The sequence below is a fragment of the Streptomyces sp. RLB3-17 genome (assembly GCF_007113425.2).
GTDB lineage: Bacteria > Actinomycetota > Actinomycetes > Streptomycetales > Streptomycetaceae > Streptomyces > Streptomyces mirabilis_D.
In genome coordinates, this window is the sequence record NZ_CP041610.2 from 2,960,533 (window position 1) to 2,984,437 (window position 23,905).

At 71.2% G+C, this 23,905-nt stretch carries 19 protein-coding genes; 8 read left to right on the forward strand and 11 right to left on the reverse strand.

Annotation, left to right across the window (positions count from 1 at the left end):
* Window positions 1–176 precede the first annotated feature (176 nt).
* Both FNV62_RS13850 and FNV62_RS13855 read left to right on the forward strand, forming a co-directional pair.
* Window positions 177–1,433, forward strand: coding sequence for an exo-beta-N-acetylmuramidase NamZ domain-containing protein (locus FNV62_RS13850; RefSeq protein WP_054231102.1), 1,257 nt, complete (start codon window positions 177–179; stop codon window positions 1,431–1,433).
* A 110-nt stretch (window positions 1,434–1,543) separates the two neighbouring features.
* Window positions 1,544–2,878, forward strand: a complete 1,335-nt coding sequence (locus tag FNV62_RS13855) for a serine-threonine protein kinase (protein WP_097284019.1) — start codon at window positions 1,544–1,546, stop codon at window positions 2,876–2,878.
* 33 nt (window positions 2,879–2,911) lie between these two features.
* Here the strand turns inward: FNV62_RS13855 and FNV62_RS13860 are convergent, their stop codons facing one another.
* Complete coding sequence (locus tag FNV62_RS13860; RefSeq protein ID WP_054231100.1) at window positions 2,912–5,704, reverse strand: penicillin acylase family protein; 2,793 nt, start codon at window positions 5,702–5,704, stop codon at window positions 2,912–2,914.
* Between the two features lie 358 nt (window positions 5,705–6,062).
* On the opposite strand from FNV62_RS13860, the gene FNV62_RS13865 reads away from it, so the two are divergent.
* Window positions 6,063–6,665: a hypothetical protein gene (locus FNV62_RS13865; RefSeq protein ID WP_097284020.1), complete on the forward strand. Its 603-nt coding sequence runs from the start codon at window positions 6,063–6,065 to the stop codon at window positions 6,663–6,665.
* A 299-nt stretch (window positions 6,666–6,964) separates the two neighbouring features.
* A complete protein-coding gene (locus tag FNV62_RS13870) occupies window positions 6,965–8,032 on the forward strand; it encodes an RNA ligase (ATP) (protein ID WP_143612917.1) in 1,068 nt (355 codons plus the stop codon).
* Between the two features lie 137 nt (window positions 8,033–8,169).
* Here the strand turns inward: FNV62_RS13870 and soxR are convergent, their stop codons facing one another.
* Window positions 8,170–8,697 carry a redox-sensitive transcriptional activator SoxR gene (gene soxR, locus FNV62_RS13875; RefSeq protein ID WP_097284022.1) on the reverse strand — a complete coding sequence of 176 codons (528 nt, stop codon included), beginning with the start codon at window positions 8,695–8,697 and terminating at the stop codon, window positions 8,170–8,172.
* A 128-nt stretch (window positions 8,698–8,825) separates the two neighbouring features.
* On the opposite strand from soxR, the gene FNV62_RS13880 reads away from it, so the two are divergent.
* Entirely contained in the window at window positions 8,826–9,287 is a 462-nt protein-coding gene (locus tag FNV62_RS13880) for a MaoC family dehydratase (protein ID WP_054231208.1), read from the forward strand.
* Window positions 9,288–9,309: 22 nt separating this feature from the next.
* On the opposite strand, the gene FNV62_RS13885 is transcribed toward FNV62_RS13880, so the two are convergent.
* The 3 genes from FNV62_RS13885 to FNV62_RS13895 all read right to left on the reverse strand — a co-directional run bounded on the left by FNV62_RS13885 (window position 9,310) and on the right by FNV62_RS13895 (window position 11,449).
* Window positions 9,310–9,936, reverse strand: coding sequence for a TetR/AcrR family transcriptional regulator (locus tag FNV62_RS13885; protein WP_060898788.1), 627 nt, complete (start codon window positions 9,934–9,936; stop codon window positions 9,310–9,312).
* 60 nt (window positions 9,937–9,996) lie between these two features.
* The gene (locus FNV62_RS13890; protein ID WP_067365118.1) at window positions 9,997–10,227 is read right to left on the reverse strand and encodes a YiaA/YiaB family inner membrane protein; all 231 of its coding nucleotides are present in this window, start codon (window positions 10,225–10,227) and stop codon (window positions 9,997–9,999) included.
* Window positions 10,228–10,297: 70 nt separating this feature from the next.
* Entirely contained in the window at window positions 10,298–11,449 is a 1,152-nt protein-coding gene (locus FNV62_RS13895) for an acyl-CoA dehydrogenase family protein (protein ID WP_097284024.1), read from the reverse strand.
* A gap of 84 nt (window positions 11,450–11,533) precedes the next feature.
* On the opposite strand from FNV62_RS13895, the gene FNV62_RS13900 reads away from it, so the two are divergent.
* The 3 genes from FNV62_RS13900 (at window position 11,534) to FNV62_RS13910 (ending at window position 14,377) form a co-directional block, all read left to right on the forward strand.
* Window positions 11,534–12,175 (forward strand): TetR/AcrR family transcriptional regulator, encoded by a 642-nt coding sequence (locus FNV62_RS13900; RefSeq protein ID WP_143601191.1) that lies wholly within the window; start codon window positions 11,534–11,536, stop codon window positions 12,173–12,175.
* 433 nt (window positions 12,176–12,608) lie between these two features.
* Window positions 12,609–13,334 carry a metalloregulator ArsR/SmtB family transcription factor gene (locus FNV62_RS13905; RefSeq protein ID WP_107308958.1) on the forward strand — a complete coding sequence of 242 codons (726 nt, stop codon included), beginning with the start codon at window positions 12,609–12,611 and terminating at the stop codon, window positions 13,332–13,334.
* A gap of 71 nt (window positions 13,335–13,405) precedes the next feature.
* Window positions 13,406–14,377, forward strand: coding sequence for a DMT family transporter (locus tag FNV62_RS13910; RefSeq protein ID WP_143601193.1), 972 nt, complete (start codon window positions 13,406–13,408; stop codon window positions 14,375–14,377).
* Here FNV62_RS13910 and FNV62_RS13915 read toward each other — a convergent pair.
* The 6 genes from FNV62_RS13915 to FNV62_RS13940 form a co-directional block, all read right to left on the reverse strand.
* Window positions 14,374–15,456: a Zn-dependent alcohol dehydrogenase gene (locus FNV62_RS13915; RefSeq protein WP_143607664.1), complete on the reverse strand. Its 1,083-nt coding sequence runs from the start codon at window positions 15,454–15,456 to the stop codon at window positions 14,374–14,376. The two genes, FNV62_RS13910 and FNV62_RS13915, sit on opposite strands and share 4 nt — an antisense overlap.
* Window positions 15,457–15,540: 84 nt before the next feature.
* Window positions 15,541–16,929: an aldehyde dehydrogenase family protein gene (locus FNV62_RS13920; RefSeq protein ID WP_143601194.1), complete on the reverse strand. Its 1,389-nt coding sequence runs from the start codon at window positions 16,927–16,929 to the stop codon at window positions 15,541–15,543.
* Window positions 16,930–17,043: 114 nt separating this feature from the next.
* The gene (locus tag FNV62_RS13925; protein WP_143612918.1) at window positions 17,044–18,387 is read right to left on the reverse strand and encodes an ABC transporter ATP-binding protein; all 1,344 of its coding nucleotides are present in this window, start codon (window positions 18,385–18,387) and stop codon (window positions 17,044–17,046) included.
* Between the two features lie 235 nt (window positions 18,388–18,622).
* Window positions 18,623–19,852: an MFS transporter gene (locus FNV62_RS13930; RefSeq protein ID WP_143612919.1), complete on the reverse strand. Its 1,230-nt coding sequence runs from the start codon at window positions 19,850–19,852 to the stop codon at window positions 18,623–18,625.
* A 162-nt stretch (window positions 19,853–20,014) separates the two neighbouring features.
* Complete coding sequence (locus tag FNV62_RS13935; protein WP_143601196.1) at window positions 20,015–21,451, reverse strand: CitMHS family transporter; 1,437 nt, start codon at window positions 21,449–21,451, stop codon at window positions 20,015–20,017.
* A gap of 154 nt (window positions 21,452–21,605) precedes the next feature.
* Complete coding sequence (locus FNV62_RS13940; RefSeq protein ID WP_144315247.1) at window positions 21,606–23,864, reverse strand: molybdopterin oxidoreductase family protein; 2,259 nt, start codon at window positions 23,862–23,864, stop codon at window positions 21,606–21,608.
* Between the last annotated feature and the right edge of the window lie 41 nt (window positions 23,865–23,905).

Genomic DNA, 23,905 nt, shown 5'->3' on the forward strand with positions numbered 1-23,905 from the left:
GAAGGGCCCTTTGACAGCTCCGGCCCGCGGGAGCGCCTCTTCAGGGGCGCGGGGCTCGACATGTGCGGCTCCGTCGCGTGGGCGCGACCAGCCACTTACGGCCTGCCGCTTACGAACCGTCCGCGGGAGCGCATAACGTGCCGATGCCAACGTTCCGCGATCACGGAGGTCCCCCCATGCGCCTCTCCCGCCGAGCCCTCCTGACAGCCACAGCCACCGCCACGGCCGCCTTCGCGGCGACCCGCACCACCCGCACCGCCCCCACCACGACGACCTCCCGTGCCGACCCCCTGCGCACCGGCTTCGAGCAGCTCCAGGCAAGCGGCTACGCCACCCTCCACGGCCGGCGTGTCGGCGTCGTCACGAACCCCACCGGCGTCACCAGAGACGTTCGCCACATCGTCGACGTCATGCACGCCGACCCCCACGTCGAGCTGACCGCCGTCTTCGGCCCGGAACACGGATTCCGCGGCACCGCGCAGGCCGGCGGCTCCGAGGGCCGCTACGACGACCCGGCGACCGGGCTCCCGGTCTACGACACGTATCTCAAGAGCGGCAAGCCCCTCGCCGACGTCTTCACCGCCTCCGGCGTGGACACCGTCGTCTTCGACATCCAGGACGTGGGCGCGCGTTTCTACACGTACATCTGGACGCTGTACGACTGCATGGAGGCGGCCCGGCTCGCGGGCAAGCGCTTCGTGGTGCTGGACCGGCCGAACCCGGTGACCGGACGGGCCGCCCAGGGCCCGGTGCTGCACAAGGAGTTCGCGACGTTCGTCGGGCGGCAGCCCATCGCGCAGGCGCACGGGATGACGGTGGCGGAGCTCGCGCGGCTGTTCAACGGGGAGTTCCTGGCGGCGCCGGTGGAGCTGACCACCGTACTGATGTCGGGCTGGAAGCGGTCGGACTTCTACGACGCCTCCGGTCTGCCGTGGGTGCCGCCGAGCCCGAACATGCCGACGGCCGACACCGCCCTGGTGTACTCCGGAACGTGTCTCTTCGAGGGGACGAACCTGTCGGAGGGGCGCGGCACGACCCGTCCCTTCGAGCTGCTGGGCGCGGAGGGCATCGACGGCCGATGGGCTCTGGAGGCGAACCGGCTCAAGGTCCCGGGCGTGCGCTTCAGGGAGGCGTACTTCGCGCCGACCTTCTCCAAGTTCCAGGGAAAGACGATCGGCGGCGTGCAGATCCATGTGGACGACCGGGCCGCGTACGACCCCGTCCGCACCGGAATCGCCCTCCTGGTGACCGCCAAGAAGGTCTGGAGCGGCTTCGCCTGGCGCTCGGACAACTGGATCGACAAGCTGACCGGCTCCGCCAAGGTGCGCACGATGATCGACGCGGGTGCGACGACCGACGAGATCGTGGCCGCCTGGCAGGACGAACTGAAGGCCTTCCAAAGAATCCGGAAGGAATATCTTCTCTACGGATGAGCGGAAAGAACTTCTTTTCCGCGGTTCAGTCATGACGTATGGCCAATCTTCGCCCCCGGTAGGACGATGCGCCCACATCGCACCGCCTTCGGGGGACGAGGGGGCTTGCCATGGCGGATCCGGCAGTCAGTGTTTCTCCCTACTGGGAGCTGACCTTCGACGCGGACGGGGACGTGGACGGCCGGGAAAGGGACCGGCTGCTCGCGGAGGTGCCCCGGCGCGGAGTGCGTGATCTGATCGTCTTCGCGCACGGCTGGAACAACGACCGCTCCGGCGCGACCCGCCTCTACAGCCAGTTCTTCGCGCCCGTGCCGGATCTCGCGCCGCACGCGCGCCTGGGCTACGTCGGTGTGGTGTGGCCCTCGATGCGGTTCTCGGACGAACCGATCCCCGACTTCCCCCGGTCGGTGGCCGCCGCCGTCCCCGCCGACGTGCCCGCCGCCGCCCGCACCGCGCTCGACAAGGACACCCGGCACGCGCTCCTGGAGGTGTTCCCGGGCCGAGCGACGGTCGTCGAGCAGCTCGCGCGCCTGCTGGACCAACAGCCGGACGAGGGAGCCTCGTTGGAGGAGTTCGGGCGACTGGTGCGGTTGCTCGTGGAGGTATCACCCCAGGGACCGCAGGCCGCCTTCGCCGCGGACACGCTCGCGGAGGGCGCGCCGCAGGGCGACCCCGCGATGCTCTTCGGGGACACGGCCACGGTGTGCGGCGAGTTCGCCGAGGCGCTGGCCGGAATGACGGCCCCCGGCGAGACCTTCGCCCTGCCGCGGCCCTGGGACGGGGCGCGTGAACTGCTGCGCCAGGCCACCTACTACGCCATGAAGCGGCGCGCGGGCACGGTGGGTGAGCGTGGGCTCGGGCGCGCGCTCGGGCAGCTCGCGACCGCCGCGCCCGGGGTGCGGGTGCATCTGGTCGGACACAGCTTCGGCGGACGGCTGGTCTCCTTCGCGCTGCGCGGACTGCCCGAGGGCGTGCGCGCGGTGAAGTCCGTGACACTGCTCCAAGGGGCGTTCTCGCACTACGCGTTCGCCGCGTCGCTGCCCGGCGACCCGCGGGCGAGCGGCGCGCTGCACGGTCTGCAGAGCCGCGTCGACGGCCCTCTGGTGTGCTGCTACTCCCACTTCGACACGGCGCTCGGCACGATCTATCCGCTGGCCTCCCGGATGGCGGACGACGACCGTTCGGTGCTGGGGATCGACCTCGACCCCGGACACCTCCTGGGTGCCCGCTGGGGCGCGATGGGACACGACGGGGTGCAGGCGGTGGAGGGCACGAAGACGTTCACGCTCGCCGACGCGCTGCGCGCGCAGCTTCCGGTGTCGGGATGCGTGAACGTCGACGCGTGCGCGGTGGTGAACCGCGGCGGGCCCCCGAGCGGGGCCCACAGCGACATCTGCCACCGGGAGCTGGCCCAGGTGGTGCTGGCGGCGGGCCGCGTTCGATGACCCGCCGCCGGGAGTCCGCGACGCGCTCCGGGGTCACCGGTGCGACGTGTACTCCACCACCTGCTGGTAGGTCGGCCGGTTCTGCCAGGTGATCTTGCCGTGCTTGATACCGCCGAGCGTCCGCTGGACGATCGAGTCGGCACACCACTGGTCGCCCGCCGAGCACTGGTCGTCGCCCGGGTAGACCTGGGCGGCGGTCAGGCCGGCCGCCGTCTTGAGCGTGCTGATCAGGGCGTCCCGGCAGGCGCTGAGGGTGCCGCCGCCGCAGTACTTCTGCGACAGTCCGCCCTGCACCGACTCACCGAGGACCGCCCGGATGTCCTTGTCGACATAGCTCCACCAGCCGTACTGGAAGGAGCTTCCGGCGTGCGCCCCGGTCGGGCCGTGCGCGGCCGACGGGGACTCGTCGATGGGCAGGTTGTTGGAGAAGGCCGTGTACAGGTCGGTGCCGAGACCGGGTTCGAACTCGGCCTTCACCAGCAGCGGCCACCAGGCGTCCAGGATGCGGATCGCGTCGGCATTGGCGTAGGCCTTCGAACCGGCAGAGGTCTCCTTGCGCTTGGCGCCGGCCGTCACCCAGTCGGAGAGCTTGGTCACCGCCGCCGCGGCCGTGGTGTCCGTGACCGTCGAACTGTTGATGACCTTCAGCAGCTTCGGCAGCACGTCCTCGGCCCGCAGATCGGCCAGCGCGGCGTCGGCCATCGCCTTGGTGAGCGAGGACCTGGTCACCCCGCCCGCGGCGACCAGCTTCTTCACCCGGTCCTCCAGGAGGTTCCCGCGGTGCACGGAACCGTCTCCCCAGGGGGCCGTGGTGTAGTCCTTGGCCTGCTTGTTGTTCCAGGAGATGTAGTAGTCCTGGTCGATGGAGTTGGGGTGCGCGGACGGTGGGGTGTACGAGGCGGTGTTCGTCGTCGGGTCCCAGTTCCGCCACTCGTACGCGGCCTGCGCCCAGACGGGGAACTCGGCGTCGACGCCGGCCGCCCGCACCGGGTTGTCACCGCTGTTGTAGTACGCGGTGTGGGAGGAGTCGGCGTAGAACCAGTTGAAGGTGTAGTTGATGTGCTGCACCGCGCTCTGGAACGTCCCCGGGCTCTTCACGTAGTCCGGGTCGTTGAGCATCTGGAAGCCGATGATCGAGTCGGCCTCGTGCATGTAGGAGGAACGCAGGGTCGTGTACGCGACCTTCTTGCCGCCGACCGTCGCGCGGTACTCCACGGGACCGTACTTGGTCCGGTAGACCTGCATACGGTACGAGCCCGCCGCGGTCCCGTCGGCCGTGGTGGGCTTCCAGGAGTTGGTCCGCTCGACCTTGTCCATGGCGGTGCAGGTGCCGTGGTACAGGTAGTGGTAGTCGTCCTGGCACAGCTCGACGGCGTACGTGTCGATGATGTCCTGGCCGGAGGTCGTCGCGCTCCAGGAGTAGTCCTGGCCGCGGCCGAGTTCGACGTACATGCTCAGGCCCGCGAAGGAGGCGCCACGCGCGCTGAGGCCCGGCCCCTGGATCTCCTGGAGCATGAGGAGCTGTGGCGCGAAGTAGCCGGTCTGCGGCCCGAAGACGGCGATGGGATGGCCGCTGGCGGTGTACTTGCCGCTCACCACGAGGGCGTTGGACATCCCGCGCTTCGCGGAGGTGAGGGTGGTGGCCGCCGCCGTCGCCGAGGCGCCGGTGGCCGTGGCGGTGGCCGCGCTGCCGGTGCGGTCGTAGACCAGTGGCTCCTGCGTCACCGAGCCGGCGTCGGGCAGGGCCTCGCCCTGCGCGGTGTCGGGCTTCGAGGCGTACGGGAAGCTCTCGCCGTTGTGGACGGTGAGCACCGCCTCGGGGTCGTTGCGCTCGCGGAAGGACTCCCAGACCTTGGTGCCCTCGGTCACGCCGTACTTGGACTGGGCGGCCAGCAGCGAGAGGGCGTTGTTGACCTCGCCGCCGCCTCCGGAGCCGAAGAGCGAGCCGATGACGGAGGCCAGCGCGACCAGGTCGGTGATCTTGAAGTGGTCGATGGTGCCGGCGTTGGTGATGGAGTCCTTGTGGCCGGTCAGGACGTACTCACCGGGGAAGTAGCGGCCGCTGTCGGAGGCGTCGATGTAGGCGTTGATGCCGTCGATGTAGGCGTTGGCGTCGGCGAGGGCCTGCTGACCGCGGGCGCCGTTGTTCGCGATGGCGTTGTCGATCTGGGTCTGCAGATCGGCCTCAGTGTAGGGCGCGTTGCGCCAGAACTCCTGCTCCAGGCCCTGGTTGGAGGAGGCCCCGCCGGCGAAGGAGGTCAGCTGGCCGCGGCCGACGTGCCGGAAGACGTCCATCAGCCACAGCCGGTCCTGGGCGGCGGCGTACCCGGCGCCGTACTCGGTGCCGTAGCGGGTGGTGCCCGTGATGTGCGGCACACCGGTCTTCTTGTCGCGGACGATCGTCACGTCGGTGCGTCCGCCGGGCGCGGTGGAGGAGGCGACCTGGTCGGAGGCGACCCCGAAGGACGCGTCGTTGAAGAAGTCGTTGATCTTGGCGTCGGTGAGCGTGGCGGCGCCCGAGGCCAGGTTGTTGTAGGGGCCGAGCTGGTCCTCGGCGTGGTCGGGCTGGATGCCGAAGGCCTGGTTGAGGAGGATCTGGGCGAGGGTGGCGTTGCCGTTCTGACCGGGCGGGAGGATGTCGGAACACTGGCCGCCGCAGTAGTCGTTGGCGGCGAGCGCGGTCGTGCTGTCGGCGGCCGCCGCCTGGGTCAGCGGGGACAGCAGGGCGGCTATGAGAGCACAGATGGAAGCCGCCCCCAGGAACTTGGGGAATCTGCGGGGAGTTCTCTGTCTGTCGAGTGCGGTGCGTGGGGTGCGCCGTGGCATGGCTGCTCCTACCGACGGGGGTGGGCCGGACGTTACCGCCGGTATCCCCGAGTTGGAAGATGAACATGCGTCAACTTTTCAACGATCACTGAGCTGTTCGGACGTCACGAGCCGTTTAGAGATCGACGGGCCATGCGGATCCGGCGACACCCCGCTCATCCCGGCCCGCGGGCTTTTCGACAGGTGGCTGACAGCGAGGGGAGGTAGGCCGGAGGAAGTTCGGTCGGTGACTTATGGCGCTCATCGGAAATTGGATGGAGCCGAATCGCGTGTCGATACGTCTACTCGGCGACGTCCCTGGGACGGCAACGCCGAAGTGACCGAAGTACAGGTGCAGGTGTGACGGAGGTGCAGGGCGATGGCGGGTTTTCGGAGTCTGGCGAGACAGGTGCGAGATCCGAGGAATGATCTGGCACTGCGACGCTATTCACTGCGCAAGTGCCTGGAGAGGTTCGCCCCTTACGGGCATCGGGCGACCTGGGACCATCTCTGCTCCCGGGCCGGGTTCGGCCCCGAGGACCGGTCCCCCGATCCAGCGCGGCTCGTGGCCGCACTGGACGAGTTGGAGGAGGCCCGTTCCGTCTGGCTCGCCTACGAGGTCGAGTTCGCCGAGCGCCGCAAGAAGGAGAAGCACGACGGGCTGCGCCGGCCGGGCAGCGTGGACGACTGGCATCGGCTGACCTGGGGCGGATTCGGCGTCGCGTGGTGCGACGACCCGCGGATCCACCCCCACGAATCACTGGCCGAGGTGCTGCGCCGGCTGATCGCCGCGCTGGAGCGCGAGCCGGGCACGGTCTGCCCGGTCTGCACCGGTGAGCGCCTCACCTGGATGTACGACCTGGCCCACGAACCGTCGTCGGGTCCCGTCTGCACGGATTGCGGAATCGTCGTACCGCGGCCCGTCCTCACGCCCGAGGCGCTGGCGGAGGCCAGGCGCGGGCGGTTGCTCGTCTCCGCGTGAGCGCTCCGCCGGGTTGAACGGGGGGCGCGGGGCGGGGGTCGCCGGTCGGGATGAGGCTCGGGGTCGGCCGGGTTACGGGGACTGCGGGTGAGTCGTCGGCCGCGGGATGGTCCGTGGCTGGGCGCGCAGTTCCCCGCGCCCCTGGCGGGGCGCTGACCTCGCCGGGGTGCGGACGGGGCGTACAGACCTGTGAATCCGACGCTAGCAGGCGCGAATCCGCTCGCTCCAGCGCTTTCTCCTCAGGACAGTTGGGCTCGATGAAACCCCGTTGAGGTACCCGCGGAACCCGAGGAGTCCCGATGTCGACGCTGCGCGTCACCGCCGAAGTGCTGACCGTCCACGAGCATCCGAACGCCGACGCGCTCGAACTGGCCCAGGTGGGCCTGTACCGAGCCGTCGTCGCCAAGGGCGCCTACCGCACCGGCGAGAGTGCCGTCTACATCCCCGAGCAGTCCGTGCTCCCCGCCACGCTCATCGAGGAGCTGGGTCTGACCGGACGCCTCGCGGGCCCCGGATCGGACCGCGTCAAGGCCGTACGCCTGCGCGGTGAGCTCTCGCAGGGCATCGTCTGCCGCCCGAAGGCGCTGGCCGACGTCGACCTGGCGCGGGCCGCCGCGGACGGCACCGACTTCGCCGAGGCGCTCGGCATCGTCAAGTGGGTGCCGCCGATCCCGCCCACCATGAACGGAGACGTCGAGTCCGCGCCCGATCTGCTGCCCTGGGTCGACATCGAGAACATCCAGCGGTACCCGGACATCTTCACGCCGGGCGAGAACGTCGTCCTGACGGAGAAGCTGCACGGCTCGGCCTGCCTGCTGACCTACCTCGCCGACCGGGACCGCGTGTACGTCTCCTCCAAGGGCTTCGGTGCCAAGTCCCTCGCCCTCAAGGAGGACTCCCGCAATCTGTACTGGCGTGCCGTCCACGCCCGCGGCGTCGCGGCGGCCGCGGCCCGGCTCGCCGAACGGCTCGGCGCCCGCCGGGTCGGCATCTTCGGCGAGGTGTACGGGGCGGGCGTGCAGGACCTGTCGTACGGCGCCGACGGGCGCCGCGAGTCCCTCGGCCACGCCGTGTTCGACGTGTCCGCGGAGATCGCCGGCGAGGTCCGCTGGCTGGACGCGGCCGAGCTTCTCGACGGGGAACTGCCGCTGGTGCCACGGCTGTACGAGGGCCCGTACGACATCGACCGCGTCCTGGAGTTCGCCTCGGGCCGGGAGACCGTGTCCGGACGCGCACTGCATCTGCGGGAAGGCGTCGTGATACGCCCTGCCGTCGAGCGCCACAGCCCGGTGACCGGCGGCCGGGCCATCGCGAAGGCGGTCAGCCCGGCGTATCTGACGCGCAAGGGCGGCACGGAGTACGAGTGACGGGTCCGGGCGGTCGCGGCACGGGAGCCGCGGTTCCGCCCGGCCACGGGGCAGACCGAAGGGCACCCTCGGCCCGGCCACGAGGCAGACCGAAGGGCACCCCTCGGCCCGGCCACGGGACGGGCCGAGGGGTGCCCTCAGCAGCACTCTTCGGCCGCGCGCGGCGACTCCTGCGCCCCTTGTGACCGCTGCGGCTCCGGCCGCGCGGTGACGCGCTCCACCATGAGCCGGGAGCCCGCCTGGCGCTCGCCGAAGACGTCGTCCGGGTTGGACAGCACGCAGTTCTCCAGGGACAGACAACCGCACCCGATGCAGTCGGTCAGGTGATCCCGCAGCCGGCTCAACTGCTTGATCCGCTCGTCGAGTTCGGAACGCCAGGCCTCCGACAGCCGGGCCCAGTCCTCGCGCGTCGGGGTGCGCTCCTCGGGGAGTTCGGCGAGCGCCTCGCGGATGGTGGCGAGGGGGATGCCGACACGCTGGGCGGCCCGGACGAAGGCGACACGGCGCAGCGCGTCACGGTGGTAGCGGCGCTGGTTGCCGGTGGTGCGACGGCTGCTGATCAGGCCCTTGGACTCGTAGAAGTGCAGGGCGGAGACGGCGGCGCCACTGCGGGCCGACAGCTGGCCGACGGTCAGCTCGTGGATCTTCTCAGGGATCTGGGGCACCCCTCCAACCCTACCTACTGCGTCACCCGCCCTACCTACTTCGTCACACGTCCGGTCCGTTGACATGCGCCCCGTACCCGACCATGCTAAGCAGTTGCTTAGACATGGAGATGTGGGAGGTCGGGAAGATGGCAGAGCCGAGGACGTTCGCGACGGTCGACGAACTACGGGCCGCGGTGGGCGAGCAGCTGGGGTACAGCGACTGGGTCGAGATCGAGCAGAAGCGGGTCGACCTCTTCGCGGAGGCGACCGGCGACCACCAGTGGATCCACGTCGACCCCGAGAAGGCCGCGACCGGCCCCTTCGGCACGACGATCGCGCACGGCTACCTCACCCTGTCGCTGCTCCCGCTCTTCGGCCCGCAGCTGATCAAGGTCGAAGGCGTGAAGATGGGCGTCAACTACGGGACGAACAAGGTGCGTTTCCCCGCCCCCGTACCGGTCGGCTCACGGCTGCGCGCCACCGCGCAGATCACCGGCGTCGAGGACGTGACCGGCGGTGTCCAGGTGTCCGTGGCCTTCACCGTGGAGCGCGAGGGCGGCGACAAGCCGGTGTGCGTGGCCGAGTCGGTGTCGCGCTACTACCTCTGAGCGCCCCACCCGCCGGGGGCCGCTACTGCTTGGCCCCGACCATGCGCAGCACGAGGTCGGCGTAGAGCGCGCCGACCTCGTCGGGCGTACGGGGCCCGTCGACGTTGAACCAGCGGGCCACGTCGATGCAGAGGGAGAGCACGGCGAGCGTGGTGCCCGGCACGTCCGGCACGTCGAAGTCGCCCGCCGCCACGCCGTCCGCGATGATGCCGCGCACGGCCGCGTCGGTCTGCCGTCGCAGCGCGACGATCTCCGCCCGCGCCTCGGGCCCGAGGGCTTCCAGCTCGTACTGCACGACCCGCGCGGTGGTGTGCTGCCCGGCGTGCCACCGCACGAAGGACCGCACGGCGTCGGTGAGCCGCTCGGCGGCGCTGCCGTCGCCCTGCGCCGCGCCGCGCACGATGTCGAGCGCCTTGTCGTGCCCGATCCGGCTGATGCGGTGGAGCAGCTCTTCCTTGGTCTTGTAGTGGATGTAGAGCGCTGCGGGGCTCATGCCCGCGCGGCCCGCGATGTCCCGGGTCGTCGTCGCGTGGTATCCGCGCTCGGCGAAGGCCTCCACGGCGGCGACGAGCAGCCGCCGGGCCGCGTCCGGGGTGACCTCGGCCCACGGCTGCATCTCGCCGCCGGCCGTCTCCTCCGCCGTACTCATCGCTGGTTCGCCCCTCTCGCTGACAGGAGGTACACCATACCGCCGAAGCTGAGCGGGCGCTTAGCGTGCCCGCTCGGCGCCCGCGTCCTGACGGTCCCGGATCACCTTGGCCAGCGTGAAGGACGACGTCACGAGATAGAGGACGGCGATGGCCAGAAAGGCTCGCACCCAGGCGTCGGCGTGCAGCTTGTAGATACCGACGGCGGTCGCCACCATGGCGACGGAGAAGGAAGCCACGGCCTGCCCGTAGAAGGCAGCCGTGTTCTGATGCTTGACGGGTGTCTCACTCATGGGGACAAGGGTCGGCGGACGCGACCGTCGCCGCATCCGCCCTCGTACTCAGTGCCGCGTGCGGGCGTACTCAGAAGGCGGAAACCCCCGTCAGCGCACGCCCGATGACCAGCTTCTGTATCTGGCTGGTGCCTTCGTAGAGGGTCATCACGCGGGCGTCGCGCAGCAGCTTGCCCGCCGGGTACTCGTCGATGTAGCCGTAGCCGCCGAAGACCTGGAGTGCGTTGTTCGCCGCGCGCACGGCGGCCTCGGAGGCGAAGAGCTTGGCCTTCGACGACTCCGTCGCGAAGGGCAGTCCGCGGTCGACGAGATCGGCGACCCGCCAGGTCAGCAGCCGTGCCGCGTCCACGTCGACGGCGATGTCGCTGATCAGTTCCTGGACGAGCTGGTGGTGCGCGATGGTCTTCCCGAACTGCTCCCGCTCGGTCGCGTACCGCACGGCGACGTCCAGGGCCGCCTGGGCGATGCCGACACACCCCGCGGCGACCGACATCCGCCCCTTGGCCAGGGCGGACATGGCCACGGAGAACCCCTTGCCCTCGGGCGCGAGCATCGCGCTCGCGGGTACGCGTACGTCCTCCAGGACGAGTTCGGCGGTGGCCTGGCCGCGCAGGCCGAGCTTGCCGTGAATGGTGCGACGGGTCAGGCCGGGGGTGTCGGTCGGCACGAGGAAGGCGGAGACGCCCTTGTGGCCGGGCGCGTCGGTGGAGCGGGCGAAGAGCAGGACGACGTCGGCCCAGGTCCCGTTGGTGATGAACATCTTGGTGCCGTTGATGACGTAGTCGTCGCCGTCGCGTACGGCCTTCGTCGTCAGATGGCCCGCGTCCGAGCCGGTGCCGGGTTCGGTGAGGCCGAAGCAGCCCACGTACGCGCCGGAGGTCAGCCCCGGCAGCCACTGCCGCTTCTGCTCCTCGCTCCCCCAGTACGCGATCGTCTTGGCCACCAGACCGAGCGAGACGGAGACGATGCCGCGTACGGAGGAGTCACCGCGGCCCAGTTCCTCCGTCACGAGGCAGTACGCGAGGTGGTCGCCGCCGCTGCCGCCGTACTCCTCGTCGACGGTGAGCCCGAGGAAGCCGACGTCGCCGAGCTTCTTCACGAGCGAGCGGTCGACCTCCTCCGCCCGGTCCCACTCGACGACATGCGGGGCGATCTCGCGGTCCACGAAGTCCTTGGCGAGTTGCCGGACGGCGGTCTGCTCCTCGCTGAGCTCCAGGTTCATGACGGTCACCCCATTTGAAAGCCGTACATTCGAAAAGCTAAATTAGCACTGCTAGTTTAACTCCGCAGCCCTACTATGTGCGCCATGGCCCGACCGCGCAAGCCCCTCCTCAGCACCGACCGGATCGTCGACACGGCACGGGCCCTGGTGGACGCGGAGGGTCTGGCCGCCGTCTCCACGCGGCGGCTCGCCGCCGAACTGGGGGTGAGCGGGCCCTCCCTCTACAACCACTTCCGTACCAAGGACCAGATCCTGGAAGCGGTGGCGGACTCCGTGAGCGCGCAGGTCGACCTGGCGATGTTCGAGGACGGGCGGGACTGGCGTACCGCCCTGCACGACTGGGCCGTGTCCTACCGGGCGGCGCTGCGCGACCACCCGAACATCGTCCCGGTCCTCGCCCGCGGTCCCGGGCGCCGACCCGCCGGGCTGCGCCTCGCGGACGCCGTCTTCGGCGCGATGGTCGACGCCGGCTGGCCAGCGGCTCAGGCCACGTCGATCGGCGCCCTGATGCGCTACTTCATCATGGGCTCCGCCCTCGGGTCCTTCGCCGGGGGCTTCGTCGACGACGAGAGCGCGTACGATCCCGCCGACTATCCCCACCTCGGGCAGGCCCACCTGCTCGCCGAGCAGCAGGAGAAGGTGGACGAGCGGGCCTTCGAGGTGGGGCTCGGGGCGTTGCTCGACGGGCTGACGGAGCAGTTCGGAAGGGTGACGGGCGTCGGCTGACGGAGCCGAGGCGGCCGGGCGGGTTTGCTGGCTGCGGGTGAGTGGGGGCTTGGCGCGCAGTTCCCCGCGCCCCCGGGGCACGGGGCTGCGCCCCGGCGCCCCATCGCCCGATGGGCCTCGTCCTCGCACGCCGGACGGGCTGGAGGCTTGAGGAGCGCGGGAGACTGCGCGCCCAGCCCCCACCGCTCGGCAGCCGAACAGCGTCGGGCGGGCGGGGACGCGGGGCGAAGCCCCGTCCTGGGGGCGCGGGGAACTGCGCGGTCAGCCCCCACCGGCCGGCAGCCGAACGAGTCGGGCGGCGGATGCGGAGATGCGGGACGAAGCCCCCGCTTCAGGGGCGCGGGGAACTGCGCGCCAAGCCCCCACCCACCCGCGGCCGAAGAACCCCCGCGGCCCGGAGACCGTTCGGCGGGGGCCGAACTGTCGAGGGCGGATGATGGGCGGCATGACGAGGTCGACGGATCCGGTCGCACCGGGACTCGCCGCGCTGGCCGCGATGTTCGCGGACGAGACCCGCGCCACCTTCCTGCTCACCCTGCTCGACGGCCGCGCCTGGACCGCGGGTGAACTGGCCAGGCACGCCCACGTCGCCCCCTCGACGGCCAGCGAACACCTGGGCAAGCTCGTCGCAGGCGGCCTACTCACCGAGGACCGCCAGGGCCGACACCGCTACGTTCGGCTCGCGGACCCCCACGTCGCCCAACTCGTCGAGGACCTCGCCGCCCAGGTCGCCCCCGACACCACCCGACGCCCCCGCACCCTGCGGGAAGCCGGCACGGGTTCCGCGATGGCCCGCGCCCGCACGTGCTACGACCACCTCGCGGGCCGCCTCGGCATCACCCTCACCGACGCCCTCACCCACCGCGGCCTGCTCCGTCAGGACACCGGGTTCGCGCTCACGGACGCGGGCCTGCGATGGTTCGACGAGGCAGGCATCGACCTGAACCGCACCGGCCGCCGCCCCCTCACGCGCGGCTGCCTCGACTGGACCGAACGCCGCCCCCACCTCGCGGGCACCGCCGGCGCGGCCCTGTGCCGCCACGCCCTGGACGCCCACTGGTGCGTACGTATCGGCTCGGAGCGCGCGGTCAAGGTCACGCCGGACGGCGAGCGGGCCTTCGCGGAACTCCTGGGCATCGAACCGACGGCACTCCACTGACCGGCCATGTCCCACCGCGGCGTCCGAAAGCCGCGAGCGCCCTGCCCCGTACCCCACCTAGCCTCGGGACCATGATGAACGCCACCTCCCCCGCGTCCGCCCGTCGCGCGGACCTGCTCGCCGCGGGCGCCGCGACCGTCACGGTCGTGCTGTGGGCCTCCGCCTTCGTGTCGATCCGCAGCGCGGGCGCGGCGTACTCGCCGGGCGCGCTGGCACTGGGGCGGCTGCTGGCGGGATCCGTCACGCTGGGCGCCCTCTGTCTCGTACGCGGCGAGGGGTGGCCGCCGCGCGCGGCCCGGCGCGGGATCGCGATATCCGGCCTGCTCTGGTTCGGCTTCTACATGGTGGTGCTCAACTGGGGTGAGCAGCAGGTGGACGCCGGCACGGCGGCGCTCGTCGTGAACATCGGCCCGCTCCTCATCGCGCTGCTCGGCTCCCGACTGCTCGGCGACGCGATGCCACCGCGGCTGCTCGCAGGCATGGCGGTGTCGTTCGCGGGGGCGGTCGCGGTGGGGCTGTCGATGTCCGGCGAGGGTGGGTCCTCGGTGCTGGGAGTGGTCCTGTGTCTGCTCGCCGCCGTCGGCTACGCGGCGGGGGTCGTCGCGCAGAAGCCGGCGCTCGGGCGGGCGAGCGCCCTCCAGGTGACCACGTTCGGATGTCTGGTCGGGACGGTGGCGTGCCTGCCGTTCGCGGGGCAACTCGTCCACGACGTGGCGAACGCGCCCGCCACCGCCACCCTCAACGTGCTCTACCTGGGCGTCTTCCCGACCGCGCTGGCGTTCACGACCTGGGCGTACGCGCTGGCCCGCACCACCGCGAGCCGGATGGGCGCGACGACCTACGCGGTGCCCGCGCTCGTCGTCGCGATGTCCTGGCTGTTCCTCGACGAGGTACCGGCGCTGCTCACGCTCGCGGGCGGCGCTCTGTGCCTGGCCGGGGTCGCGGTGTCCCGCTCCCGTCCCCGGTCCAAGGCTTTCAGCGACACGGGGAACCCCGCGACCGGCCCCCACACACCCGCGGACAACCAAGCCACCCGGCCCTAGAACACCACCAGCGCTCGTCCGCCCTTCCCCGCCACCATGTTCTCGAACGCCCCCGCGATCCCGTCCAGCCCGATCCGCTCGGTCACCAGCATCCCCAGATCGAGCCGCCCCGCCCGCACATGCTCCGCCAGCACCGGCAGATCCCGCGCGGGGTCGGAGTTGCCGTACACGCAGCCGGACAGCGTACGGCCCCAGTGGAAGATCTCCAACGCGTTGAAGGTGACCTGCTGGTCCTTGCCACCGATGCCGACGACCGTCGTACGCCCACCGCGGCGCGTGGAGTCCCAGGCCGCGCGAATGGTCACGGCACGACCCACACACTCGACGGCGACGTCGACACCCTGCTTGCCGGTGAGGGAGCGGATCTCGCGGGCGGTGGTGTCGGAGGCGACGACGTAGTGCGTGGCACCGGCCTCGCGTGCCAGTGACTCCTTCTCCGGAGAGATGTCCACCGCGATGACCTGCGACGCGCCCGCGATCCGCGCCGCCTGGAGCGCCGCGAGCCCGACCCCGCCCACCCCGAACACGGCGACGGTCTCACCGGCACGGACCCGCGCCGAGTGGTGGACGGCGCCGTACCCGGTGAGGACGGCGCAGCCGAGGAGGGCGGCGTCGGTGAGGGGGACGCCGTCCGGGACGGGGAGGACGCAGCCGGCGGCCACGACGGTCTCCTCGGCGAACGCGGCGACGTTCAGGCCGGGATGGAGGTCGCTCCCGTCGGAGGCGCGCCGCGCGTACACGTCTCCCGCGCCGGTCAGCGCGTCGGCGCACAGCCACACCTCCCCCAGCGAGCAGGCGTGGCACCTTCCGCAGGAGGGCGCCCAGTTGAGGACGACTCCGTCGCCGGGCGCGACACCCGTCACGCCCTCCCCGACGGAGACGACGGTCCCGGCACCCTCGTGGCCGAGGACGGCGGGGACGGGCACCCGCATGGTGCCGTCGGACAGCGAGAGGTCGGAGTGGCAGACCCCGGCGGCGGCCAGCCGGACGCGGACCTGGCCGGGGCCGGGCGCCGGGAGGTCGATCTCGGCGATCTCCAGGGGAGCGCCCACGGCGGGAAGTACGGCAGCGCGAACCACGTAAAAGCTCCTCGGCCCAGAACTCTGGAACTGACGGGAATGGAGTGGTGTGGAGTGGTGTGGAACGGAGTGGAGTGGAACGGGCTAGAACTGGAGGGACTTCGTCTGGAGGTACTCGGACAGGCCGTGCGCGCCCAGTTCCCGTCCGACCCCCGACTGCTTGTAACCGCCGAACGGGGCACTGGGGTTGAACCGGCCACCGTTGATGTCGACCTGCCCGGTGTCGAGCCGTCGCGCGAAGGCGACCGCCTCGGCCTCGTCACCCGCCCACACCGCGCCCGCGAGCCCGTACACCGTGCCGTTGGCGATCCGGACGGCGTCCTCCTCGTCCTCGTACGGGATCACCGACAGCACCGGGCCGAAGATCTCCTCCTGCGCGATCGTCATCTCCGGGGTGACGTCCGCGAAGACGGTCGGCTGGACGAAATACCCCTGCTCGCGCGGGGATTCGGGGCCGCCCGCGACGAGCCGGGCGCCCTCGGCGACGCCCTTGTCGATGTAACCGCGCACCCGCGCCTGCTGCTTGGCGTTGACGACCGGGCCGATGCGGTCCCCGTACTTCGCCGCGGCGGTCGCGGCGAGTTCGACCGCCTGCTCGTACTGGGCGGCGTGCACGAGCATGCGGGTCCAGGCGCTGCACGTCTGGCCGGAGTTGGACATCACGTTGGCGACGCCGACGTTGACGGCCTTGGCGAGGTCGGCGCTCGGCAGGATGACGTTGGCGGACTTGCCGCCGAGTTCGAGGGCGACCCGCTTGACGGCCGCACCGGCGGTCGCTCCGATCCGCCGTCCCACCGCCGTGGAGCCCGTGAAGGAGACCAGGTCCACGTCCGGGTGTTCGGCGAGGGCCTGGCCCGCGACCGGGCCGAGGCCGGTGACGAGGTTGAAGACGCCCGCCGGGACGCCCGCCTCCGCGACCGCCTCCGCGAAGAGCTGGGCGGTGAGCGGGGTGTCCTCGGCGGGCTTCAGGACGACCGTGCAGCCCGCCGCGAGCGCGGGGGCCACCTTGGCGACGATCTGGTGCAGCGGGTAGTTCCAGGGCGTGATCGCGCCGACGACACCGATCGGTTCCTGGTAGACGGTCGAATTGCCGACCTTCTCCTCGAAGGCGTACGTGGCCGCCAGTTCGGCGTACGAGCCCGCGACCAGGATCGGTACGGTCGCGTGGACCGCCTGCGAGAAGGACAGCGGGGAGCCGAGCTCCGCCGTGACCGTCTCGGCGATCTCGTCCTTGCGTGCGGTGAGGACGTCACGCAGGGCGCCGAGCCGCGCGGCTCGCTCGGCGGGCGGGGTCGCGGCCCAGGCGGGGAAGGCGGCGCGGGCGGCCCGTACGGCGGTGTCGACGTCCTCGGCCGTGCCCGCCGGAACCCGGCCGAGAACCTGTTCGTCCGCCGGGTTCACGACCTCGATCGTGTCCGTCCCGGCGGCGGGGCGCCAAGCGCCGTCGATGTACATGCCGTCATGTGCCTTCATCGTGTTCCTCCCGGGCGGGGGCGTGCCGTCCGCCTCGCGGCGTCGTCCGAACCACAAACTAGCGGTGTTAGTTTTCAGGCGCCAGACGTCTTCCCGCGACTCACCCTGCTCACCTCACTCGTCCAGGTCCGGCAGCCGCGCCGGAGCGGGGCTGATGCGTTCGCCGTGCTGGTCGAAGACGAACAGATGGGCGAGGTCGACGAGGAGAGGCACCTGCATGCCGTGACGGAGATCGAAGTCGGGGGTGGTGCGGACCACCAGGTCGCCGGGGAGCCGGCCCTCCGGGGGTATCTCGCCGTCGCGCGCGGGACCCGGGCCGGCGGGCTCGTCGAGGTCGACCACCGGGCCGGCCCGCAGACCGGCCCTGCGGTCCCGGAGACGGTCGAGGAGCGAGCCCTCGCGACGGCGGCGCCCGACCGGGCGGACCGGGCGCGGCGCCTCCAGATCCGGGACGAACGCGGGCCGCGAGCCGGTGTTGAAGTGGACGAGCACCTCGTGCCCCTGGAACTCCACATGCTCGACGAGACCGCTGATCGCCACCTCGCCGGGCCGGGCCTCCGACGGATTGGCCAGGCGGACGGCCTCGGAACGCAGCCCGACGATGACCTCGCGGCCCTGCTGCACCCGCAGCAACCGCTGGTCCACCGACCAGGGCTCGCGCAGCGGCAGATACTGCTTGCCGAGACTGATCGTCATCGCCCCGTCGAGCGGGGCCCGGACCAGGCCGCGCAGCAGATTGATGCGCGGGGTGCCGATGAAGGCGGCGACGAAGACGTTCGCCGGCAGCGCGTAGACCGTGCGGGGCGTGCCCACTTGCTGGAGGACGCCGCCACGCAGGATGGCGACCCGGTCGCCGAGCGACAGCGCCTCGGCCTGGTCGTGGGTGACGTACACCGTGGTGACGCCCAACTCCCTGGTGAGCGAGGCGATCTCGGCGCGCAGGTGGTTGCGGAGTTTGGCGTCGAGGTTGGAGAGCGGCTCGTCCATCAGGAAGGCGGAAGGGTGGCGGGCGATCGCTCGGCCCATCGCCACGCGCTGGCGCTCGCCGCCCGACAGCTGGTGGGGGAAACGGTCGAGGAGGTCCTCGATGCCGAGCATCCGGGCGGTGGCGTCGACACGCGGACGCGGGTCCTCGCCGGGGGCCTCGATGCGCAACGGGAAACCGATGTTGTCGCGGCCCGTCATGCTCGGGTAGAGGGCGAAGTTCTGGAAGACCATCGCCATGTCCCGCTCGGACGGCGGCAGATCGCCCGCGTCCTCACCGTCGAGACGTACCTCGCCCTCGGTGGCGTTCTCCAGGCCGGCGATCATCCTGAGCACGGTCGACTTGCCGCAGCCGGAGGGACCGAGCAGGACGAGGAACTCGCCCGGCCGGATGTCCAGCGACAGCCGCTCCACCACGCGGACCCCGCGCGTATACGACTTGCTGACCTGGTGCAGGGAGATGGCGCGTGTCATGAAGGGTGCCCCCGGGGGCTCAAAGGGCGCTGTCGCTCCGCGGTCGAGACGCCCCGAGCGGGCCGCAAGGGACGTATGAGTCACGGAAGTTAACGGACCGCGACCACCCGGGGGAAGACACCCGGCGGGATCCGGCGTGTCGCTTCCCGTCCCTGTTCGGGCGCGGCGGAAACGGACGATCGCCTACCGGTCCGACAGACACTTCGCCGCACCCTCGTCGGGCCGGTCGCGGAGGTCATATGTCGCTCTTGCGCCGGAGCGGCACTCCGGGCCGTACGGGCTCCGCACGGCCCGCGGGCGCCTTCCTCGGCGAGCGCAGCGCGACGCCCGAGGACAGCACCAGCAGCGCGCCCAGCATCACGAACGGCGCGGCCACACCGGCGACCCCGGCGACCAGCCCCGCCGCGGCCGGGGCGGCCACCTGCCCCAGACGGTTGCCGGTCAGCCGCAGGGCCAGGGCCGTGGAGCGGGCCTCGTCCGGGGCGGCCTGCACGACCGTCGTCATGGACAGCGGCTGGCCGACGCCCAGACAGAAGCCGAGGATCAGCAGCATCGCGGCCAGCGCCCACACCGGCAGGGGCAGCGCCAGACCCGCGCACAGCACACCGGCCACCAGACAGGTCGCGGTGAGCAGCGCCGCCCGGCCCAGCAGTCGCAGCATGGGCGTCATGACCAGTCGGCAGGCGATGGTCGCCGCCGCGCGCAGACTGAGCAGCAGACCGATCACGGACGGCGCGATGCCCCGGTGCTCGCCGACCACGGGCAGATACGCGGTCAGGATGTCCGTCGCGGACAGCACGGAGAGGCTGACGAGGATTCCGGCGGGTACGCCCCGGGCGCGCAGAATGCGGTGCACGGGCACACGGTCGCCCTGAGCCGTACGGGACTCGGCGGGCGTACGGTGCTCGATGCGCCAGAGCGAGGTGAACGACACCGCGGCGAGCGCACCCGCCACGAGCAGGGCCTGCGCGCTGCTGCCCGCCCTGTCCGGGCCCCCGATCAGAAGGCCCGCGACGATCGGCCCGACCAGTTGGCCCAGGGACGCGCCGATGGTGAAGTGGCCGAAGTTGCGGTCCTGTTCGTGCGGCGCGGACTGCCGGGCCACGATCGACTGGGCTCCGATGACGAAGCAGAGGTGCCCCAGGCCCATCACCCCGCTCCAGGCAGCCATCGCCCCCAGCGAGTCCGCCGTACCGCTGAGCGCGCAACCGCCCGCGATGAGGACGACCCCGGCGGGCAGCAGCGGGGCACAACGTCCGTGGTCGGTACGGCGGCCCAGCGGTACGGCGGCGAAGAGGGGCAACAGGGCGTACACACCGGCGATCACACCGATGGCGCGTTCGTCGGCGCCCAGGGCGAGGGCCCGGTAGGAGACGGCGGGCCGGGCCATCGACACCGCCCCCTGCGCGAAGCCGAAGGCGATGACGAGGCGCAGCAGCCAGCCGCGGTTCCGACCGGGCCCCACGGGGACACCCCTCCATCCGATGACGGATTGCAGATGACGGATTTCAGAGAACAGGTGGCAGATGACGGGTATCGACTGGCTGATATCGACCGACAGATATCAGATGACGGATTTCAGATGACAGATATCAGATGACAGAAACTGTCAGCCGATACCCGCCCGTCAGATAATGCCGAACAGAATCCCCGCCCCCAACACCACCAGCGAAGTCAGCGCCGCCCACTTCACCACGAACCTCGTGTGGTCGCCGAACTCGACCTTCGCCATGCCGACGAGGACGTATACGGCGGGCACCAGCGGGCTGGACATGTGCAGCGGCTGGCCGACGAGCGAGGCGCGGGCGATCTCCAGGGACGAGACTCCGTGTGCCTGGCCCGCTTCGGCGAGGACCGGGAGGACGCCGAAGTAGAAACCGTCGTTCGACATGAAGTAGGTGAGCGGGATGCTGAGGACACCGGTGACGAGGGCCATGTGCGGGCCCATCCCGTCGGGGATGTTGGAGACCAGCCACTTGGACATGTGGTCGACCATGCCGGTGCCCTGGAGGACGCCGGTGAAGACGGCGGCGGCGAAGACCATGCCGGAGACGTTGAGGACGTTCTCGGCGTGGGCGCCGAGGCGGGCCTTCTGGTCCGGCATGTGGGGGAAGTTGACGGTGAGCGCGAGTGCGGCGCCGAGCAGGAAGAGGACCGGGATCGGCAGCCACTCCATGATCATGGCGGTGAGCAGCGTGACCGTGAGGAGCGCGTTGAACCAGTAGAGCTTGGGGCGCAGGGTGGCGCGGTGGGGGTCGAGACCCTGGAAGTCGTCGTCCGCTTCGGGCAGATCGGCGTCAGCGCCGGAACCGGTGCCGGAGCCGGAGCCCGAACCACCGGTGCGCGCCGCCTTCTTCGCGACGGCGGCAGCGCCGTCGCCGGAGGCGCCCGCACCCGCGCCGACGAGCACCGTCTCGGTCTCCGGCTCCAGGACCTCGTCCAGCGTCAGCACGCCGAGCCGCTTGCGCTCGCGGCGCCCGAGAACGTACGAGAGGGCGAGGACGCCGAGAAGGCCGACGGCGAGGGCCGGGATCATCGGGACGAAGATGTCGCTGGCGTCGAGCTTCAGCGCGGTCGCGGCGCGGGCCGTGGGGCCGCCCCAGGGGAGCGTGTTCATGACGCCGTTGGCCATGGCGGCGACGCCGGTCATCACGACCAGGCTCATCTTGAGGCGCTTGTACAGCGGGTACATCGCCGAGACCGTGATCATGAAGGTGGTCGAGCCGTCGCCGTCGAGGGAGACGATCGCGGCGAGGACCGCCGTGCCGACCACGATCCGCAGCGGGTCGGCCTTGCAGAACTTGAGGATCCCCCGGACGATCGGGTCGAAGAGACCGACGTCGATCATCACACCGAAGTAGACGATCGCGAACATCAGCATCGCCGCCGTGGGGGCGAGGCTGGTGACGCCGTCGATGACGTAGTCACCGAGCTTGGCGCCCTTTCCGACGAAGACACAGAAGAGTGCCGGGATCAGCACGAGCGCCGCGATCGGCGACATCTTCTTCAGCATGATCAGGACCAGGAAGGTCGCGATCATGGTGAAGCCGAGGATGGTCAGCATGAGTTGGATTACCTAACGTTCGCCCTTGAACTCCCACCAGGGACGGCGGTGCGATGACGTTAGGTCGCGCAAGATTGCGTTAACAAGATGTTGACACGCGAGCAATAAGCGCAAAACTCCAGGTCACAGGCTCGTCTCGGTGAGCGGAGGCCCGCTACGGGCACGCTGCGAGCTCCACCGGCACCCCGTTGAGCACCGCCGTACCCGACAGCGGGTCGAGGAGCGAGCCGTCGAGGAGCTGGTTGACGTTGACGCCCGGATCGAGGGCCGCATGGCTCATCCGGGTGCCGGGGCGGTCGTGTCCCCAGCCGTGCGGCAGGCTCACCACCCCACGTCGTACGGTGTCCGTGACCTCGGCCGGGGCGACCACTTCTCCCCCGGCGCCCTTGACGCGCACGGCCGTCCCGTCGGCGAGGCCGAGGCGTGCCGCGTCCTCGGGGTGGATGTGCAGGGTGCAGCGGTTGGTGCCGCCGGTGAGGGCGGGGACGTTGTGCATCCAGCTGTTGTTGGAGCGCAGATGGCGGCGGCCGACGAGGACGATCGCGGCCGGACGCTCGCGCAGGGCGGCGCGCAGCCGGGGAAGATCGTCGACGATCGGCGCCGGCAGCAGCTCGATCTTTCCGCTGCGCGTCTTCAGTGGCTGCGGCAGACGGGGGCGCAGCGGTCCGAGGTCGATGCCGTGCGGGTGGGCGAGCAGTTTCTCCAGGCTCAGGCCGTCGGGCCGGGCGCCGAAGCCCTCGCCGTAGGGGCCGAGGCGCAGCATCATGTCGAGCCGGCGTTCGGGTCCGCTCTCGCCGGTGAGCCGCGTGGCGAGTTCCTTCGGGTCGCGTTCGTGGACGGGTCCGTGCGGGTCCTGGACGGCCTTGCCGAGGGTGGAGTCGATGACCATGGCGTCCACGGCGGACGGGTCGGCGCCGTGCATGCCGGTGGCGGCGAGCACCAGCCGGGCGAGGATCTCGGTCTCGGCCATGCGGCCCGGTTCGAGGGGGACGGCGGGGCGGTTGTAGCGGACCTGATTGCGCACGGCGAGGGTGTTGAAGGCGAAGTCGTGGTGGGCGCTCTGGGAGGGCGGGGGCGGCGGCAGTACGACGTCGGCGTGGCGTGCGGTCTCGTTCAGGTACGGGTCGACGCTGACCATGAAGTCGAGGGAGTCGAGGGCCTTGTCGAGGCGGTCGCCGTCGGGTGCCGACAGTACGGGGTTGGCGGCGATGGCGATGAGGGCGCGGACGGGGCTGCCCTCGGGTGTGGCGGTGTCGATCTCCTCGGCGAGCGCGGCGAGCGGGAGTTCGCCCTTGGCCTCGGGGTGGCGGCTCACCCGGCTGTGCCAGCGGCCGAGCGCGAAGCCACGGCCGGGTCCGGCGGGCCGGGGGGTCTTGTCGGTGGCGGCCTGCGGGAAGAGGGCGCCGCCGGGGCGGTCGAGGTTGCCGGTGAGGATGTTGAGGACGTCGACGAGCCAGCTGGCGAGGGTGCCGTGCGGGACGGTGCAGCTGCCGATGCGGCCGTAGACGGCGGCGGTGGGGGCGGCGGCGAGTTCACGGGCGAGCGCGCGGATGGTGTCGGCGTCCACGTCGCAGGCCTCGCTCGCGGCCTCGGGGGTGAAGTCCCGTACGGCGGTGGCGAGTTCTTCGACGTCCTGGACGTGCGGGGCGAGCTCGCGCAGGTCGACGAGTTTCTCCTCGAAGAGGACGTATGTCATCGCGGCGAGCAGCAGGGCGTCGGTGCCGGGGCGGATGGTCACGTGGCGGTCGGCGAGTTTGGCGGTACGGGTGGTGCGCGGGTCGATGACCGTCAGGGTGCCGCCGCGGGCGCGCAGTGCCTTGAGCTTGCCGGGGAAGTCGGGGGCGGTGCACAGACTTCCGTTGGATTCCAGGGGGTTGGCGCCGATGAGGAGGAGGTGGTCGGTGTGGTCGAGGTCCGGGACCGGGATCGCGTTGGCGTCGCCGTAGAGCAGGCCGCTGGAGACGTGTTTGGGCATCTGGTCGAGCGTGGAGGCGGTGAAGACGCTGTGGGTGCGCAGCGCGCTGAGCAGGACGGGCGGGTAGAGGGCGCCGGCCATGGTGTGCACGTTCGGGTTGCCGAGGACGATGCCGAGGGCGTGCGGGCCGTACTGCTCGACGATCGGGCCGAGGCCCTCCGCGATCGCGTCGAAGGCCTCTTGCCAGGTGGCCTCGCGCAGTTCGCCGTCCGTGCGGACGAGGGGGGTGCGCAGCCGGTCGGGGTCGCCGTCGGCGGCCCCGAAGGAGGCGCCCTTGGGGCAGATGAACCCTTTGCTGAAGACGTCGTCGCGGTCGCCGCGGGCACCGGTGACCCGGGTGCCCTCGATGGTGAGGGTCAGCCCGCAGGTGGCCTCGCAGAGGGGGCAGACGCGCAGGGCGGTGCGGGAGTCGGGGGTGGCGCCGGAGGTGCGGGACACGGGTCCTCCCGGAGGACGGTGGCGGCGGTGACACACGGACC